12 protein-coding genes and 2 pseudogenes are annotated in these 17,784 nt (G+C 54.5%); 8 read left to right on the top strand and 6 right to left on the bottom strand.

The window, feature by feature from the left end; genetic code table 11:
• Positions 1-11: 11 nt before the first annotated feature.
• From hofC to nadC, 4 genes are all read right to left on the bottom strand, one after another.
• Positions 12-1,217 (bottom strand): protein transport protein HofC, encoded by a 1,206-nt coding sequence (hofC, locus tag ACZAHD_RS08975; RefSeq protein ID WP_462456446.1) that lies wholly within the window; start codon positions 1,215-1,217, stop codon positions 12-14.
• The gene (gene gspE / locus ACZAHD_RS08970) at positions 1,207-2,592 is read right to left on the bottom strand and encodes a type II secretion system protein GspE (protein WP_462456445.1); all 1,386 of its coding nucleotides are present in this window, start codon (positions 2,590-2,592) and stop codon (positions 1,207-1,209) included. The genes hofC and gspE overlap by 11 nt, the downstream gene beginning before the upstream one ends.
• A 9-nt stretch (positions 2,593-2,601) precedes the next feature.
• Positions 2,602-3,033 (bottom strand): prepilin peptidase-dependent pilin, encoded by a 432-nt coding sequence (gene ppdD / locus ACZAHD_RS08965; protein WP_462456444.1) that lies wholly within the window; start codon positions 3,031-3,033, stop codon positions 2,602-2,604.
• 179 nt (positions 3,034-3,212) lie between these two features.
• A complete protein-coding gene (gene nadC / locus ACZAHD_RS08960) occupies positions 3,213-4,106 on the bottom strand; it encodes a carboxylating nicotinate-nucleotide diphosphorylase (protein WP_462456443.1) in 894 nt (297 codons plus the stop codon).
• Between the two features lie 226 nt (positions 4,107-4,332).
• On the opposite strand from nadC, the gene ampD reads away from it, so the two are divergent.
• Both ampD and ampE read left to right on the top strand, forming a co-directional pair.
• Positions 4,333-4,896, top strand: a complete 564-nt coding sequence (gene ampD, locus ACZAHD_RS08955; protein WP_462456442.1) for a 1,6-anhydro-N-acetylmuramyl-L-alanine amidase AmpD — start codon at positions 4,333-4,335, stop codon at positions 4,894-4,896.
• Complete coding sequence (gene ampE / locus ACZAHD_RS08950; RefSeq protein ID WP_462456441.1) at positions 4,893-5,747, top strand: beta-lactamase regulator AmpE; 855 nt, start codon at positions 4,893-4,895, stop codon at positions 5,745-5,747. Before ampD ends, ampE begins: the two co-directional genes overlap by 4 nt.
• Positions 5,748-5,777: 30 nt before the next feature.
• Here the strand turns inward: ampE and ACZAHD_RS08945 are convergent.
• Positions 5,778-6,032: pseudogene (locus tag ACZAHD_RS08945) on the bottom strand (alpha-N-arabinofuranosidase); the annotation flags it as partial.
• Positions 6,033-6,261: 229 nt separating this feature from the next.
• Entirely contained in the window at positions 6,262-7,635 is a 1,374-nt protein-coding gene (aroP, locus tag ACZAHD_RS08940; RefSeq protein WP_462456440.1) for an aromatic amino acid transporter AroP, read from the bottom strand.
• A gap of 642 nt (positions 7,636-8,277) precedes the next feature.
• Here aroP and pdhR point away from each other — a divergent pair.
• The 6 genes and pseudogenes from pdhR to ACZAHD_RS08910 form a co-directional block, all read left to right on the top strand.
• Entirely contained in the window at positions 8,278-9,057 is a 780-nt protein-coding gene (gene pdhR, locus ACZAHD_RS08935; protein WP_004857919.1) for a pyruvate dehydrogenase complex transcriptional repressor PdhR, read from the top strand.
• A gap of 249 nt (positions 9,058-9,306) precedes the next feature.
• Positions 9,307-11,970, top strand: a complete 2,664-nt coding sequence (aceE, locus tag ACZAHD_RS08930; RefSeq protein WP_462456439.1) for a pyruvate dehydrogenase (acetyl-transferring), homodimeric type — start codon at positions 9,307-9,309, stop codon at positions 11,968-11,970.
• Positions 11,971-11,984: 14 nt separating this feature from the next.
• A complete protein-coding gene (gene aceF, locus ACZAHD_RS08925; RefSeq protein WP_462456438.1) occupies positions 11,985-13,883 on the top strand; it encodes a pyruvate dehydrogenase complex dihydrolipoyllysine-residue acetyltransferase in 1,899 nt (632 codons plus the stop codon).
• Between the two features lie 332 nt (positions 13,884-14,215).
• Entirely contained in the window at positions 14,216-15,640 is a 1,425-nt protein-coding gene (gene lpdA / locus ACZAHD_RS08920) for a dihydrolipoyl dehydrogenase (protein WP_004857924.1), read from the top strand.
• Positions 15,641-15,803: 163 nt separating this feature from the next.
• Complete coding sequence (locus tag ACZAHD_RS08915) at positions 15,804-16,088, top strand: hypothetical protein (protein WP_462456437.1); 285 nt, start codon at positions 15,804-15,806, stop codon at positions 16,086-16,088.
• Positions 16,089-16,768: 680 nt separating this feature from the next.
• Positions 16,769-17,784, top strand: a pseudogene (locus ACZAHD_RS08910) (bifunctional aconitate hydratase 2/2-methylisocitrate dehydratase); the annotation flags it as partial.

Below are 17,784 nucleotides of genomic sequence, written 5' to 3'. Positions count from 1 at the left end.
CGCGCCAGCACTTATCCGCCCATTCCGCTAATGGCGTCGCCCAGATGAAAGATGGGTAAATACATCGCCACCACCAGTATGCCCACAATCGTTCCTGTTATTAACAGCAGGGCTGGCTCCAGCAACGTTGCCAGGTTTTCTGCCTGATAATGTGTTTGTTCACTATGATGACGGGCGAGATTTTCCAGCATCGTATCCAGCGTTCCGGATGCTTCACCGGTACGGATGAGCTGCAGGCATAGCGTGGTAAAACCGCCGCTTCGCTCAAGCGCCTGCCAGATGGGCGCTCCGTGGCTAATGTGTCGATGAACCTGCTGGATCCGCTGGCGCCATAGCGGACAGTTCAGCGTATCCTCGACGCTTTCCAGACCTTGCAGAAAGCTAATACCTGCACTCTGGGTGAGTGAGAGTACGGTAAAGATCTGACTAAGCCGCTGCCCGCGTATCAGTTTTCCCACGACCGGGAGCGCGTGAAGCATTTTTTGTCGCTGCAGCAGCCAGCGAGGGCGGCGGCGGGTTATCAGGTTAAGGACTGCGGGGAGTACAATCAGCAGCATCAGCATTGGCCAGCCATGGCTAAGGCTTTCGCTGGCGTGAATAATCAGACGCGTCAGCAACGGTAGCGGTGTGTTGAAGGTTTGGTAAATCGCCGCAAATTCCGGCAGAACGAAGCACAGCATCGCCACCACCACCGCCACAGCAAGACTCAGAATAACGGCCGGGTAGCGCACCGCTTTCTTCACTTTATCTGCCAACTGCTGCTGTTCCTGCTGCTGACGGGCCAGTTGAAGACAACAAAAATCCAGTTTACCGGTGAGTTCGCCGGTACGGATCATCGCCAGACAGAGCGGTGCAAAGGCCTGAGGCCACTTTTCCAGTGCGGCAGAAAGCGAGAGGCCTTGCGCCAGATCTTGAGCTAATGCGCGCAACAGTGCTTGCCATTGCGCGCTTGGTTGCTGTTGTGCCAGCAGCTCGAGCCCTTCAGCTAAAGAAAGCCCGGCCTGAAGGAGCACGGCCAGTTGGCGAACAACCTGACCACCATAGCGCGGATGCCAGAGCGTGTTTTTGACCGCACAGCGGCGAATAGCCAGTGGAATAATGCGTTCGTGCTGAAGCGTCTGGAATACTTCCAGTCGGCCAGGGTTCCACTGTGTCTCCTGACAAAACTGACCCTGCATATCCACGCCTTGCCAGCGCCAGAGACGGTTAGCGGTCATGAGGGATCCCCAGTACGCGGATGATTTCTTCAAGGTTAGTCAGCCCTTGCTCGACCGCCAGACAGCCGCTTTCAAACAACGTTATCATTCCCGCTTCGCGTGCCAGAGATTCGATTTCCAGCGCGCTCAGGCCGCGGGCAATCGCTTGACGTAGCGGGGCATTCACCGGCAATAGCTCAAATAATGCCTGGCGACCATAGTAGCCATGATAGCAGTGCTGGCAGCCTACGGCCTGCCAGCGTGGGAGAGGCCGGGGCCACAGGCGGCGCGGTATATCCGTCGTCTTTCCGCTTTCACGACGGCAGTGTACGCACAGTTTACGTACCAGCCGTTGAGCGATAACCAGCGACAGCGCAGAAGAGAGCATCCAGCCGGCAACCCCCATTTGCTGTAAGCGGGTGAGGGTTTCACTGGTGGAGTTGGTGTGCAGTGTCGAGAGGACCAGATGCCCGGTTTGCGCCGCTTTAATCGCAATATCTGCGGTCTCAGCATCACGAATTTCCCCGACCATAACAATGTCAGGATCCTGGCGTAGCAGCGCGCGCAGAACGTTTTGAAAAGTCAGCCCGGCACGGGGGTTGATTTGGGTCTGGTTCATTCCGGCTATCGGCATCTCCAGCGGATCTTCCACGCTGCAAATATTGACCGCATCGTGATTTCGGGTCTGCAGCGCGCTATAAAGCGTAACGGTTTTACCGCTACCGGTTGGGCCGGTAACCAGCAGCAGGCCCTGCGGTTGGTCGAGCGCCGAGCGAAGCGCAATAAGCTGGTCTGACGAAAGCCCTAGCGCCCCCAGGTCCAGTGCCTGATCGACCTGATACAGTAAACGCAGCACGATTTTTTCCCCGTAGCGACAAGGAAGCGTGGCAATACGGAAAGAGACCGGGCGACCGGCAAGAGGCAGGGTGAACTGGCCATCCTGCGGCAGGCGATGCTCTGCGATGTCCAGGTTGCCGAGCACTTTCAGTCGCGCGGCAACCGGGGCGGCATGTTCAGGGGGAAGCGGTGAAAGCGCATGGAGCACGCCATCGACACGCAGACGAATGCGCAGATGATTTTCTTCGGGTTCAAAATGAATATCAGATGCCCGCTGGCGTAGCGCTTGCTCAAGGATCTGCTGGACCTGCCCGATAACATCAAACGCCGTATCGCTGTGGGCAGGGAGCGAGGTGTGGGCTGCCGTCTGCTGCCGCTGATGCATCTGCTCCTGGCTCCAGCATTCGATATCGATTCGTTTTTGAGTGGCAAATCGCAGCGCCTCCATCAGTTCAGGTGCCGGAGCATCGACAACAGCGATGGCAATAGTTTGCTCATCGCTGTTCAACAGCAGCGCCTGATGGCGCTGGCAAAGGGAGATTAATCGATCGGTTTTCATCGTCGTGCCTCAGTTTATGCGGAACACATCTTCACAGGCCTGCTGAAGTGCGCCGTTGCTGGCTATGTTGCAGACGCGCTGCCAGCCGGTGATGCCGTTTGCGTTGTCCCAGGAGGGCGTCATGGCGACGCTCAGCCCGTTCAGGCTTTCTTGTCCGTTAAGCGTGACAATACCTTGCGCGACGCTCATGGTGGCGACGTAGCGCGTGGTAGCTGGAGAAGGGATGCCATTGAGGCCGGCATCACAGCTTGCCAACCCTCCATGTTCAAGCGCGCATAGTTCAATGGCCGTGCGGTAGGGGACAAAGGTTTGCAGCATGTCGGTCAGGGCCGCTTTGCGCAGGTAGTTCTGATAAGCCGGAATGCCGATAGCGCTCAGAATGGCGATAATGCCGATGACCACCATCAGCTCGATCAGGGTAAATCCGCGTTGTCTGTCCATATATGCTCCTTGTGGTTAAGGACGCACTGTGACGCGCTTGAGGTGCAGCGGCGAATGGCAAATTATTAGGTGGGAAACGATCTTCCAGATTTTCTGGTGTGCTTGCAGATGTGAGCGTCAGAGATGCTCGCTGTCTCGCAAAAGAACGCCCCGGCCCGTCGTCGCTCCGGGGCGGGCGATTAGCGAAAACGCATGGAGAGGTCCAGGGCGTGTACGTGCTTGGTCAGCGCGCCAACGGAGATGTAATCAACGCCGGTTTCGGCAAATTCGCGGATGGTTTTAAAGGTGACGTTGCCAGACACTTCCAACGCGGCCTTGCCGTTGGTCCGCTTCACCGCTTCGCGCATCAGATCGGTGGTGAAATTATCGAGCATAATGATATCCGCGCCGGCTTTAAGCGCTTCATCCAGTTCATCAAGCGATTCCACTTCCACTTCAACCGGAACGTCCGGGTGCAGCCAGAACGCTTTTTCCACCGCCTGGCGCACTGAGCCTGAGGCAATAATGTGGTTTTCTTTAATCAGGAAGGCGTCGAATAAACCCAGACGGTGGTTGGCACCGCCGCCGCACAGCACGGCATATTTCAGGGCAGTGCGCAGGCCTGGCAGAGTTTTACGCGTGTCGAGCAGTTGCGTTTTGGTTCCTGCCAGCAGCGCCACGTAGCGATGTACTTCGCTGGAGACCCCGGACAGGGTCTGCACGAAATTCAGTGCGGTGCGCTCACCGGTCAGCAGCAGCCGGGAAGGTCCCTCCAGCTCAAACAGCGGCTGGTCCGCTTTGATGAGATCGCCATCTTCAACGTACCAGGTGATGCTGACATCGTCGCCAGCCAGTTGAATGAAGACCTCTTCCACCCAGCGTTTACCGCAAAATACGCCATCTTCGCGCGTAATAATGACCGCATGTGAGCGTGCGTCTTCCGGCAATAATTGGGCGCTAATATCGTTGTTGGCATTGACCTCGCCACCCAGATCTTCTCGCAGGGATTGGGCGACGGCTTCGGTGATATCCAGGTTAATGCGTTCTAGCAGCGCGTCACGGCGGCGGTCGGGATTGTAGCGGCGAGGCGACATGATAAAGCTCCAGATAGATAAGATTCAGAAGTGGGAAACATGCTAACCTGAACAGCGTTTCTACACCATACAGACTTCGTGCTCCAGGGCACTTCTGTATCGGCTATGTCTCTGCTTTTTAGCGATGATTTGTGGGGCCACTGGCCGAACGATTTTGTGTATGATAATCAGCATCCTTTGGGCCGCGGGCAGCCCGGGAGCATGAGTTAGCGAAAGGAGATTCCGCATGCTGTTGAATGGGGGATGGTTGGTGGATGCGCGTCAGGTTCCTTCGCCGCACCATGATTGCCGCCCGGATGATGAAGCCCCTTCCTTACTGGTGGTGCATAATATTAGTTTGCCGCCAGGTGAATTTGGCGGTCCGTGGATCGATGCTTTATTCACCGGAACGCTTGATCCCAACGCTCATCCTTTCTTTGCGGAAATCGCGCACCTGCGCGTTTCAGCGCATTGTCTTATTCGTCGCGATGGTGAAATTGTGCAGTATGTTCCCTTTGATAAGCGAGCATGGCACGCGGGTGTATCCTGCTATCACGGGCGTGAACGCTGTAATGACTTCTCTATTGGCATTGAGCTGGAAGGGACTGACACGCTGGCCTATACCGATGCCCAGTACCAGCAGTTGGTGGCCTTGACGCGGCAGTTGATCGCTTTGTACCCGGCCATCGCAAACCATATGACTGGCCACAGCGATATTGCGCCAGTCCGAAAAACGGATCCCGGTCCGGCTTTTGACTGGGCAAAATTTCGCGGCCTGCTGGCCGCTTCGTCAGAAAAGGAGATGCCATGACGTTGTTCACTACGCTGCTGGTTCTCATCGCTGAGCGGCTGTTTAAGCTGGGTGAGCACTGGCAGCTCGATCACCGCCTGGAAGTATTGTTTCGACGGGTAAAACACTTTTCACTGCCTGTGACCCTGTTGATGACGGCGCTGGCAATGGTGGTGGTCTATCTTATTCAGCGCTTGCTGCACGGAGTGCTGTTTAACGTCCCGCTGTTGGTCTTCTGGATCTTGCTCGGCCTGCTGTGTATTGGCGCGGGTAGGGTGCGGCTGCACTATCATGCGTATCTGAAAGCCGCATCACGCAACGATCGTCATGCTTGTGAGGCGATGGCCAGCGAGCTGACGTTGATTCACGGCGTGCCGCCCGGCTGTGACGATCGCGAGTTTCTGAGCGAATTGCAAAATGCACTGCTGTGGATTAACTACCGCTACTACCTGGCTCCACTGTTCTGGTTTGTGGTTGGCGGGTCATGGGGACCCATTACGCTGATTGGTTACTGCGTGCTGCGCGCCTGGCAGACCTGGCTGGCGCGTTATCAAACGCCGCGCCATCGCTTACAGTCGGGGATTGATGCCATTCTGCACGTGGTGGACTGGCTGCCGGTGCGTCTGGTCGGCGTGGTATATGCGCTGGTAGGGCACGGTGAAAAAGCGTTGCCGGCCTGGTTTGCTTCTTTGGGCGATCGCCACTCGTCGCAGTACCAGGTTCTGACCCGACTGGCTCAGTTTTCGCTGGCGCGCGAACCACATGTTGATAAGGTCGAGACACCTAAAGCGGCGGTCTCCATGGCTAAAAAAACGTCGCTGGTGGTGGTCGTTATCATGGCGCTCCTCACCATTTACGGTACCTTGATTTAAACCCCGCCCGCTGTCGGACAGGGGAAGGGATCAATATGTATCGGCGGGCGGGATGTCGAAGTCAGGCATCCCGTTTTCTTGCTTGTGAACCCGTTTGAGCCGCGTATGGCAATGAGGATCGTACAGCGCGTTGCCTTCAATCCCGCTAGAGTTCCGGGCAGGGTAGACTCGAACCTCTTCTCCTTCCGGTGTTTGCGTAAAACCAGTGTGCCCGGGGCTATACTGACGGTTTTCATCGCAGGCGCGAAATACGGGCTCCGCTGAGTCAGGCCCGCTCTCCGGCCTATCCACAAGAGTCCCATGCTGTCGTTTCCATCGGTCGTACCGCCGAACCCGTTGGCCATTGGCATCGGTGACACCCGCTCATTTCGGAATGGTGAGCGGAATCAGCGATAAATGTGGTGCCGTATCAGAATGACGAAATGGATAAACGACTGCAGAAAGGAAGGTGGGGAACCAGGTAACTTTGCACTGTGCCCGCCATTACAGGGCGGGCACAGAATAGAGAGATGTATTATTGTGCTTTTAGCGTGCTGGCGCTTTTCTGTTTAAACAGATAGCCGATGCCCAGAACCGCAATCCATACCGGGATCAGGTAAACGGAAATCGCCATCCCCGGCGTCATCAGCATAATCACCAGCACCGCCACCATGAACAGCAGGCAGACCCAGTTGCCAACCGGGTAGAACAGCGCCGGAAAACGTGAAACCACGCCCTGTTGCTGTTTTGCGCGACGGAACTTCATATGTGCGAGGCTAATCATCGCCCAGTTAATTACCAGCGCGGAGACCACCAGCGCCATCAGCAGGCCAAATGCCGACTCTGGTGCGAAATAGTTAATCAGGACGCACAACGCGGTGACCACGGCAGAGACCAGAATGGTATTGATCGGCACGCCGCGCTTATCGACGCTCATTAGCGCTTTTGGGGCGTTCCCCTGCTGGGCCAGACCGAACAACATGCGGCTGTTACAGTATACGCAGCTGTTGTACACGGACAGTGCGGCGGTCAGCACCACGACGTTCAGCGCGTTGGCCACAAAGGTATCGCCCAGCTCATGGAAGATCAGGACAAACGGGCTGGTATCTGCGGTGACGCGCGTCCATGGCAGCAGTGAAAGCAGGACGGCCAGAGAGCCCACATAGAAAATCAGGATACGATAGATAACTTGATTGGTGGCTTTCGGGATGCTCTGTTCCGGGTTATCCGCTTCAGCGGCAGTGATCCCGACCAGCTCCAGACCCCCAAACGAGAACATGATAATCGCCATCATCATCACCAGTCCGGTGAAGCCATGCGGCAGGAACCCCCCCTGTTCCCACAGGTTGCGTACGGTTGCCTGTGGGCCGCCGTTGCCGCTGAACAGCAGCCAGCCGCCAAAGAGAATCATCGCCACAACGGCCACCACTTTAATGATGGCGAACCAGAACTCCATTTCACCAAACACTTTCACGTTGCTCAGGTTGATGGCATTGATGGCAATAAAGAACACCGCAGCGGACACCCAGGTTGGGATCTCGGGCCACCAGAACTGAATATATTTCCCGACGGCGGTCAGCTCGGCCATGGCCACCAGAACGTACAGTACCCAGTAGTTCCAACCGGAAGCAAAGCCGGCAAAACCGCCCCAGTATTTATACGCAAAATGACTGAATGAACCGGCCACCGGCTCTTCTACGACCATCTCACCTAGCTGACGCATGATCAGGAAGGCGATAAAACCGGCGATCGCATAGCCCAGAATAATCCCTGGGCCGGCGGACTGAATAACGGATGCACTGCCCAGAAACAGGCCGGTGCCGATAGCGCCGCCCAGAGCAATAAGCTGAATATGGCGGTTTTTCAGGCCGCGCTTGAGCCGATCGCCATGCTGTTGACCTTCCATCATGAAACCTCGTGTGTGGTTATTATGTTTATACGCGTCGTCCTTCAGGCTACTGCTTCGTTGTCTGTCCCTGCCAGATAGCATAGCTATCTAAATTCAAGGGCGTTTGGTCAGCTCTGTCCTGATTGATTCAGCTTACATATTGTTGTGTGGTGTAATTACGAAATTCCGTTTTCGTATTGATTTCTTTACGGAAGGCGAAACATAAAAACAGCAAAAGGCCTTTCGTCTCATCGAGAATAGTGATAAGTGCGAGTGAATGCACCTGCTTTATGAATGGGCGATGACGAAGCGAGCAAAAAGAAACCATTTGTAAATGACAGGCTGGTGAAAGCGATTCTCTTTATGCCATTAAATATTCGCTACTTATGCATAAATAATTAAAGTTTGCTGCAGTGAATCGGTTCAGATAGCCTAATTTTTCGTTTCATAAACGTTAATGCTACCACTTATGGGGTAAACACATCATTTGTGTGAAGTTACAATTCTGAAATGTTATTTCTGTAAGGTTGTTAAAATGTGCGTGGTTTCCTGATTTCAATCAAAACCTGTATGGACAGAAGGTGAATACTTTGTTACTTTAGCGCTACGAACTGCAAATTGGTAAGACCAATTGACTACGGGCTAATGGCAGAGACAGGGAATATGGCCTACAGCAAAATCCGCCAACCAAAACTATCTGATGTGATAGAGCAGCAGCTTGAGTTTTTAATCCTTGAGGGAACCTTACGCCCCGGTGAAAAACTCCCGCCTGAACGCGAACTGGCAAAACAGTTCGACGTTTCCCGCCCCTCGCTGCGTGAGGCGATTCAACGCCTCGAAGCCAAGGGCTTGTTGCTACGTCGCCAGGGCGGTGGAACTTTTGTTCAAAGCAGCCTGTGGCAGAGCTTCAGCGATCCGCTGGTCGAGCTACTGTCCGATCACCCTGAATCCCAATTTGATCTGCTGGAAACCCGCCACGCGCTGGAAGGCATCGCGGCTTATTACGCGGCGCTGCGCAGCAATGATGCTGACCGCGAACGTATTCGCGAGCTGCATCAGGCTATCGAACGGGCTCAGCAGTCCGGCGACCTTGATGCCGAATCTGACGCCGTCGTCCAGTATCAAATTGCCGTCACCGAAGCGGCGCACAATGTCGTGTTGCTCCATCTGCTACGCTGCATGGAGCCGATGCTCGCGCAAAACGTTCGTCAGAACTTTGAATTGTTGTATGCCCGTCGGGAGATGCTTCCGCAGGTCAGCAATCATCGTACTCGTATTTTCGAGGCGATAATCGCCGGAGAGCCGGAGCAGGCGCGTGAAGCGTCGCATCGACATCTGGCGTTCATTGAGGAAATTTTGCTGGATCGTAGCCGTGAGGAGAGTCGTCGAGAACGCTCACTGCGTCGTTTACAGCAACGGAAAGATGAGAACTCCGGTTCTTAAGCGCCATTTTTAGAGCGCGGCAACTAAACGCAGAACCTGTCTTATTGCACTTTTGGTTTCACAGTTGCCCTAAATCATTCGGATTGTATCGCGGCGGCAAGCGTCGGAATCCCCCGGAGCATCGCTAACTATGTGACTGCGGTGAGGACGAGGAGCCAACAATGAGACAAGCCGAAGTATGACGGGCAGAGAGTGTAATGGGACAGGTTCCAGATTAATCAACGATTAGATAGATAAGGAATACCCCCCATGTCAGAACGTTTACCAAATGACGTGGATCCGATCGAAACTCGCGACTGGCTACAGGCGATCGAATCGGTCATCCGTGAAGAAGGTGTTGAGCGTGCTCAGTATCTGATTGACCAACTCCTTTCTGAAGCCCGCAAAGGCGGGGTGAAGGTTGCTGCTGGCACATCTACAGGCAGTTACGTCAACACTATTGCCGTTGAAGACGAACCGGAATATCCGGGGAATCTGGATCTGGAACGTCGAATTCGTTCTGCGATTCGTTGGAACGCCATTATGACCGTTCTGCGCGCATCGAAAAAAGATCTGGAACTGGGTGGCCACATGGCTTCCTTCCAGTCCTCCGCAACGTTCTATGAAGTGTGCTTTAACCACTTCTTCCGCGCGCGCAATGAGCAGGATGGCGGTGACCTGGTTTACTTCCAGGGCCACATTTCTCCGGGCGTATACGCCCGTGCGTTCCTGGAAGGTCGTCTGACCGAAGAGCAGATGAACAACTTCCGTCAGGAAGTTCACGGTAACGGTCTGTCCTCTTATCCGCACCCGAAACTGATGCCGGAATTCTGGCAGTTCCCGACCGTTTCCATGGGTCTGGGCCCAATCGGTGCTATCTATCAGGCGAAATTCCTCAAGTATCTGGAACACCGCGGTCTGAAAGACACCTCTAAACAAACCGTTTACGCCTTCCTGGGCGACGGCGAGATGGACGAGCCGGAATCTAAAGGTGCGATCACCATCGCGACCCGTGAAAAACTGGATAACCTGGTCTTCGTCATCAACTGTAACCTGCAGCGTCTGGACGGCCCGGTCACCGGTAACGGCAAAATCATTAACGAGCTGGAAGGTATCTTCGCCGGTGCTGGCTGGAACGTTATCAAGGTTATCTGGGGCGGTCGTTGGGATGAGCTGCTGCGTAAAGACACCAGCGGCAAGCTGATTCAGCTGATGAACGAAACCGTTGACGGTGACTACCAGACCTTCAAATCCAAAGATGGCGCCTACGTTCGCGAGCACTTCTTCGGTAAATATCCGGAAACCGCAGCGCTGGTCGCTGACTGGACCGACGAACAGATCTGGGCCCTGAACCGCGGCGGTCACGATCCGAAGAAAGTCTTTGCTGCCCTGAAAAAAGCGCAGGAAACCAAAGGTAAAGCGACCGTTATCCTGGCACATACCATTAAAGGGTATGGCATGGGCGATACCGCTGAAGGTAAAAACATCGCTCACCAGGTGAAGAAAATGAACATGGACGGCGTGCGTCATATCCGCGACCGCTTCAATGTTCCGGTCACCGACGAGCAGGTTGAAAACCTGTCTTACCTGACCTTCCCGGAAGGTTCAGAAGAGCACACTTATCTGCACGCTCAGCGTCAGAAACTGCACGGCTATCTGCCGAGCCGTCAGCCGAACTTCGATGAGAAGCTGGAGCTGCCGACCCTGGAAGATTTCGCTCCGTTGCTGGAAGAGCAGAACAAAGAAATTTCTACCACTATCGCGTTCGTTCGTGCTCTGAACGTGATGCTGAAGAACAAGTCCATCAAAGACCGCCTCGTGCCGATCATCGCCGATGAAGCGCGTACCTTTGGTATGGAAGGCCTGTTCCGTCAGATCGGTATCTACAGCCCGAACGGCCAGCAGTACACCCCGCAGGACCGTGAGCAGGTTGCTTACTATAAAGAAGACGAAAAAGGTCAGATCCTGCAGGAAGGGATCAACGAACTGGGTGCCGGCGCATCCTGGCTGGCTGCTGCGACCTCTTACAGCACCAACAACCTGCCGATGATCCCGTTCTATATCTACTACTCCATGTTCGGTTTCCAGCGTATCGGTGACCTGTGCTGGCAGGCTGGCGACCAACAGGCTCGCGGCTTCCTGGTCGGCGGGACTTCCGGTCGTACCACGCTGAACGGCGAAGGTCTGCAGCATGAAGATGGCCATAGCCATATTCAGTCTCTGACTATTCCGAACTGTATCTCTTACGATCCGTCTTACGCGTACGAAGTTGCGGTCATCATGCACGATGGTCTGGAGCGTATGTACGGTGAGAAACAAGAGAACGTTTACTACTACATCACCACGCTGAACGAAAACTACCATATGCCGGCCATGCCAGCAGGTGCCGAGGAAGGTATCCGTAAAGGTATCTACAAACTCGAAACCGTTGAGGGCAGCAAAGGTAAAGTTCAGCTGCTGGGCTCCGGTTCTATCCTGCGTCACGTTCGTGAAGCAGCGCAGATCCTGGCGAAAGACTACGGCGTGGGCTCTGACGTGTACTCCGTCACCTCCTTCACTGAACTGGCCCGTGACGGTCAGGACTGTGAGCGCTGGAACATGCTGCACCCGCTGGAAACTCCGCGCGTTCCGTACATCGCTCAGGTGATGAACGACGCTCCGGCTGTAGCATCAACAGACTATATGAAACTGTTCGCAGAGCAGGTCCGTACTTATGTACCGGCTGACGACTACCGAGTGCTGGGCACTGATGGCTTCGGACGTTCCGACAGCCGTGAGAACCTGCGTCACCACTTCGAAGTTGATGCTTCTTACGTGGTTGTAGCAGCACTGGGCGAACTGGCTAAACGTGGCGAAATCGATAAGAAAGTGGTGGCGGATGCAATCATCAAATTCAACATCGATGCAGAAAAAGTTAACCCGCGTCTGGCGTAAGAGGTAAAAGAATAATGGCTATCGAAATCAATGTACCGGACATCGGGGCTGATGAAGTTGAAATCACCGAGATCCTGGTCAAAGTAGGCGACAAAGTGGAAGCCGAACAGTCGCTGATCACTGTAGAAGGCGATAAAGCCTCTATGGAGGTCCCGTCTCCGCAGGCTGGCATCGTCAAAGAGATCAAAGTCTCTGTCGGCGACAAAACTGAGACCGGCAAACTGATCATGATTTTCGATTCCGCCGACGGTGCAGCTGATGCTGCACCTGCCAAGGCAGAAGAGAAGAAAGAAGCGGCCCCGGCAGCAGCACCTGCTGCAGCGGCGGCAAAAGACGTTCACGTACCGGACATCGGCGGCGACGAAGTTGAAGTCACCGAAATCATGGTCAAAGTGGGTGACACCGTTGCGGCTGAGCAGTCCCTGATCACCGTAGAAGGCGATAAAGCCTCTATGGAAGTCCCGGCGCCGTTCGCGGGCACCGTGAAAGAGATCAAAATCAATACCGGTGACAAAGTGTCTACCGGCTCGCTGATCATGGTCTTCGAAGTGGCGGGCGCAGCCCCTGCTGCGGCTCCGGCAGCCGCTCCGGCTGCCGCCGCGGCACCAGCAGCCGCGGCTGGCGTGAAAGACGTTCACGTCCCGGACATCGGTGGTGACGAAGTCGAAGTCACCGAAGTGATGGTGAAAGTGGGCGACAAAGTTGCCGCTGAACAGTCCCTGATCACCGTTGAAGGTGACAAGGCTTCCATGGAAGTACCGGCGCCGTTCGCGGGTACCGTGAAAGAGATCAAAATCAGCACCGGCGACAAAGTGTCTACCGGCTCTCTGATCATGGTCTTCGAAGTGGAAGGCGCTGCGCCTGCCGCAGCTCCGGCTCCGGCTGCTGCTCCGGCACCTGCCGCTGCCCCGGCTCAGGCTGCTAAACCAGCGGCTGCGGCTGCGCCTGCGGCAAAAGCGGAAGAAAAATCTGAGTTCGCTGAAAACGACGCTTACGTCCACGCTACGCCGCTGATTCGCCGCCTGGCACGCGAATTCGGTGTGAACCTGGCGAAAGTGAAAGGCACCGGTCGTAAAGGTCGTATCCTGCGCGAAGACGTTCAGGCTTACGTGAAAGACGCGGTGAAACGCGCTGAAGCTGCACCTGCCGCTACCACCGGTGGTGGTCTGCCGGGCATGCTTCCGTGGCCGAAAGTGGACTTCAGCAAGTTTGGTGAAGTGGAAGAAGTTGAGCTGGGCCGTATCCAGAAAATCTCTGGTGCTAACCTGAGCCGTAACTGGGTGATGATCCCCCACGTTACACACTTCGATAAAACCGATATCACCGATCTGGAAGCCTTCCGTAAGCAGCAGAACGCTGAAGCTGAGAAACGCAAGCTGGACGTGAAATTCACCCCGGTTGTCTTCATCATGAAAGCCGTTGCTGCTGCGCTTGAGCAGATGCCACGCTTCAACAGCTCGCTGTCCGAAGATGCACAACGTCTGACGCTGAAGAAATACATCAACATCGGTGTGGCGGTTGATACGCCGAATGGTCTGGTTGTTCCGGTCTTTAAAGATGTGAACAAGAAGAGCATTACCGAGCTGTCTCGTGAACTGACGGTTATCTCTAAGAAAGCGCGTGATGGTAAGCTGACTGCTGGCGAAATGCAGGGCGGTTGCTTCACTATCTCCAGCATCGGTGGCCTGGGGACAACCCACTTCGCGCCGATTGTCAACGCGCCGGAAGTGGCCATCCTTGGGGTGTCCAAATCCGCGATGGAACCGGTGTGGAATGGTAAAGAGTTTGTACCGCGTCTGATGATGCCTATCTCTCTGTCCTTCGACCACCGGGTGATCGACGGTGCTGATGGTGCGCGCTTTATCACCATCATCAACAACATGCTGAGCGATATTCGCCGCCTGGTGATGTAAGCGAAAAGCCGGCCTGACGGCCGGCTTTTTTCTGGTAATCTTGTCTTCGTTTCGGGGTTATCAGCAACAAAGGACAAAATCGTTTGCCGTTTGTTGTTTCAAAATTGTTAACAATTTTGTAAAATGCAGGCGGATAGAACGTCCCGGTGGACATGGGCGTAATTTACACAAAATAATTCGAGTTGCGTCAAGGCGGCAAGGGAGTGAATCCCTGGAGCGTACAAGCGGTACGTGATCGGGGTGAGCGAGCGCAGCCAACGCAGAGGCGGCTTGAAGGATGAAGTGTATACCAATAGCGTCAGACCCGCCGGATACAAACTACAGAGGTCATGATGAGTACTGAAATTAAAACTCAGGTCGTGGTACTTGGGGCAGGTCCTGCAGGCTATTCTGCTGCCTTCCGTTGCGCTGATTTAGGTCTGGAGACCGTCATCGTAGAACGTTACAGCACCCTCGGCGGTGTTTGCCTGAACGTCGGTTGTATCCCTTCTAAAGCATTGCTGCACGTTGCTAAAGTTATCGAAGAAGCGAAAGCGCTGGCCGAGCACGGCATCGTTTTCGGCGAACCGAAAACTGATATTGACAAGATCCGCACCTGGAAAGAAAAAGTCATCACTCAGCTGACCGGTGGTCTGGCTGGCATGGCCAAAGGTCGTAAAGTGAAGGTGGTTAACGGTCTGGGTAAATTCACCGGCGCTAACACCCTGGAAGTGGAAGGTGAAAACGGCAAAACCGTGATTAACTTCGACAATGCGATCATCGCGGCGGGTTCCCGTCCGATTCAACTGCCATTCATTCCGCACGAAGATCCGCGCGTATGGGATTCCACCGATGCGCTGGAGCTGAAATCCGTACCGAAGCGTATGCTGGTTATGGGTGGCGGTATCATCGGTCTGGAAATGGGGACCGTTTATCATGCGCTGGGTTCAGAGATCGACGTGGTTGAAATGTTCGACCAGGTTATCCCGGCTGCCGACAAAGACGTGGTTAAAGTCTTCACCAAACGCATCAGCAAGAAATTCAACCTGATGCTGGAAACCAAAGTGACCGCCGTTGAAGCCAAAGAAGACGGGATCTATGTTTCCATGGAGGGCAAAAAAGCCCCGGCTGAAGCACAGCGTTATGACGCGGTGCTGGTGGCTATCGGTCGCGTACCGAACGGTAAAAACCTTGACGCAGGCAAAGCAGGCGTTGAAGTTGATGAACGCGGCTTTATCCGTGTTGATAAGCAGCTGCGCACCAACGTGCCGCACATCTTCGCTATCGGCGATATCGTCGGTCAGCCAATGCTGGCGCACAAAGGTGTTCACGAAGGTCACGTTGCCGCAGAAGTTATCTCCGGTCTGAAACACTACTTCGACCCGAAAGTGATCCCGTCAATCGCCTATACCGAGCCAGAAGTTGCCTGGGTTGGTCTGACCGAGAAAGAAGCGAAAGAGAAAGGCATCAGCTACGAAACTGCCACCTTCCCGTGGGCAGCCTCTGGCCGTGCGATCGCTTCCGATTGCGCAGACGGCATGACCAAACTGATCTTCGACAAAGAAACCCACCGTGTTATCGGCGGCGCGATTGTCGGTACCAATGGCGGCGAGCTGCTGGGTGAAATCGGTCTGGCTATCGAAATGGGTTGTGACGCAGAAGACATCGCGTTGACCATCCACGCCCACCCGACTCTGCACGAGTCTGTTGGCCTGGCGGCAGAAGTCTTCGAAGGTAGCATCACCGATCTGCCGAATGCGAAAGCGAAGAAAAAGTAAGTTTTTCTTTCCGGCAAAATGCTAAAGCGGCTCTGAGAGCCGCTTTTTTTATGCCCGATGTTTAGAACTGTGTCTGCGTTAATAAATCGGCACACCTTATAGATACATTTGCAATAATTACATAATAAACTTATAGGTGGTTAACTATCTGGTGAGGTATGTCATGAAACTCGTTTTAACAACAGTCCTGTTAGCCGCCACCCTGGCTTCCGGAGTCGTTTGTGCAGCAGATCCTTCCATTCCCTGGGCCGACAACAGCGGCGGCACGGAAAATACCCATATCGCCGCCATGGGGCAGAACCTGAATGTACAGCATCAGGCGATCAGCAAAACCACGGAAGGCGTTTGGGCGGCGAACTCGGGCAGTATTCGCGATGATGAGGAGGCCTTGAGCAGCAGTAAGCCGGCCTTCAGCGGCTATCCGCAGCTGATGCCGCATCAGGGCTAAATATCGTCAGATGAGGAGCCTGCCCGGCGGCATGCAGATGCGCCGGGCAGGGTGTGAGTGCTCGATAGCCTGCTATTTTTCGTCTGGTGTAAAGAGGGTAATCGCTGAACTGACGTCTGCCTATAGGTTGGCACATACACCACGTCAGGAGCGGTAGATTCAATCTGGATGTTTTCCGTGGTGGGTGCGGGCTCAACAACGGCGGGTTGGCAGAAACGGGCAGCGTTTTGCAGCGCGGTTTTTAACGTACAGGGCGCCACAGGCGGCTAATCGCCCGGCACTGTATACCCGTGCAATCACGTGGGGTTTCAAAGGTCGTATCATGTTCGCTCCCGGCGCTATAGTATGGCCCGTTGCCACTGCGTATCGCCGAAAATAGTGCTCGCGACGGCGTATAAGCAGGTCTGTTTTTGATTTTTTATGATGGTTGGAATGTTGCTCAGTTATCTGTAACAGAATTAAATTTATATCCCGATAAATGTACGTAAAGCCTGTAAAATCCCGCCCTTAACGATTCAGCTAAATTTTAATGTTGCTTTTTTGTAAACAGATTAACACCCCGCCAAAATCCTGCTATGCTGCCGACGCGGTATCGGGCATTTACCCTACAAACTGCTGTCTCACAGGAGCGTGAAGAGAATCGCCTGCCGCATTTTACAATGAGAGCGAGGAGAACCGTCGTGCTAGAAGAATACCGTAAGCACGTAGCTGAGCGTGCAGCCGTTGGGATTGTTGCCAAACCCTTAGATGCAACCCAAATGGCCGCGCTGGTAGAACTGCTGAAGAGCCCGCCTGCGGGTGAAGAAGAATTCCTGTTAGACCTGTTAATCAACCGTGTACCGCCGGGTGTCGACGAAGCCGCCTATGTTAAAGCCGGATTCCTTGCCGCTGTCGCCAAAGGCGAAGCGACCTCCCCACTGGTTACTCCTGAAAAAGCCGTTGAACTGCTGGGCACCATGCAGGGCGGTTACAACATTCACCCGCTGATTAATGCACTGGACGAGGCTAAACTGGCGCCGATTGCTGCAAAAGCGCTATCCCATACGCTGCTGATGTTCGATAACTTCTATGATGTAGAAGAGAAGGCGAAAGCAGGTAATGAATACGCGAAGCAGGTGATGCACTCCTGGGCTGAAGCCGAGTGGTTCCTGAGCCGTCCGCCGCTGGCGGAAAAGATCACCGTTACCGTTTTCAAAGTGACCGGCGAAACCAATACCGATGACCTCTCTCCGGCGCCGGATGCCTGGTCCCGCCCGGATATCCCGCTGCATGCGCTGGCGATGCTGAAAAACGCCCGTGAAGGTATCGAGCCGGATCAGCCGGGTGCCGTTGGCCCGATTAAGCAAATTGAGGCACTGCAGAAAAAAGGTTTCCCGCTGGCCTACGTCGGTGACGTAGTGGGTACAGGCTCTTCGCGTAAATCCGCGACCAACTCGGTGTTGTGGTTTATGGGCGACGACATCCCGAACGTGCCGAACAAGCGCGGCGGTGGTCTGGTTCTGGGCGGTAAAATTGCGCCGATTTTCTTCAATACTATGGAAGATGCTGGCGCGCTGCCGATTGAAGTGGATGTCAGCAACCTGAACATGGGCGACGTTATCGATGTTTACCCGTTCAAAGGTGAAGTGCGTCATCACGAAACCAATGAACTGCTGGCGACCTTCGAGTTAAAAACCGACGTGCTGATTGATGAAGT

The sequence above is a fragment of the Raoultella sp. genome (assembly GCF_039594335.1).
Lineage (GTDB): Bacteria > Pseudomonadota > Gammaproteobacteria > Enterobacterales > Enterobacteriaceae > Klebsiella.
The sequence above is the reverse complement of the archived record's forward strand: the minus strand, read 5'-3'. Positions and strand labels throughout refer to the sequence as shown.

Excerpts from the sequence above, each read along its gene's own strand:
- lpdA (WP_004857924.1), top strand. The coding sequence starts at position 14,216 with ATGAGTACTGAAATTAAAACTCAGGTCGTGGTACTTGGGGCAGGTCCT.
- pdhR (WP_004857919.1), top strand. The coding sequence starts at position 8,278 with ATGGCCTACAGCAAAATCCGCCAACCAAAACTATCTGATGTGATAGAG.
- ACZAHD_RS08915 (WP_462456437.1), top strand. The coding sequence starts at position 15,804 with ATGAAACTCGTTTTAACAACAGTCCTGTTAGCCGCCACCCTGGCTTCC.
- aceF (WP_462456438.1), top strand. The coding sequence starts at position 11,985 with ATGGCTATCGAAATCAATGTACCGGACATCGGGGCTGATGAAGTTGAA.
- aceE (WP_462456439.1), top strand. The coding sequence starts at position 9,307 with ATGTCAGAACGTTTACCAAATGACGTGGATCCGATCGAAACTCGCGAC.
- ampD (WP_462456442.1), top strand. The coding sequence starts at position 4,333 with ATGCTGTTGAATGGGGGATGGTTGGTGGATGCGCGTCAGGTTCCTTCG.
- gspE (WP_462456445.1), bottom strand. The coding sequence starts at position 2,592 with ATGAAAACCGATCGATTAATCTCCCTTTGCCAGCGCCATCAGGCGCTG.
- aroP (WP_462456440.1), bottom strand. The coding sequence starts at position 7,635 with ATGATGGAAGGTCAACAGCATGGCGATCGGCTCAAGCGCGGCCTGAAA.
- nadC (WP_462456443.1), bottom strand. The coding sequence starts at position 4,106 with ATGTCGCCTCGCCGCTACAATCCCGACCGCCGCCGTGACGCGCTGCTA.
- ampE (WP_462456441.1), top strand. The coding sequence starts at position 4,893 with ATGACGTTGTTCACTACGCTGCTGGTTCTCATCGCTGAGCGGCTGTTT.
- hofC (WP_462456446.1), bottom strand. The coding sequence starts at position 1,217 with ATGACCGCTAACCGTCTCTGGCGCTGGCAAGGCGTGGATATGCAGGGT.
- ppdD (WP_462456444.1), bottom strand. The coding sequence starts at position 3,033 with ATGGACAGACAACGCGGATTTACCCTGATCGAGCTGATGGTGGTCATC.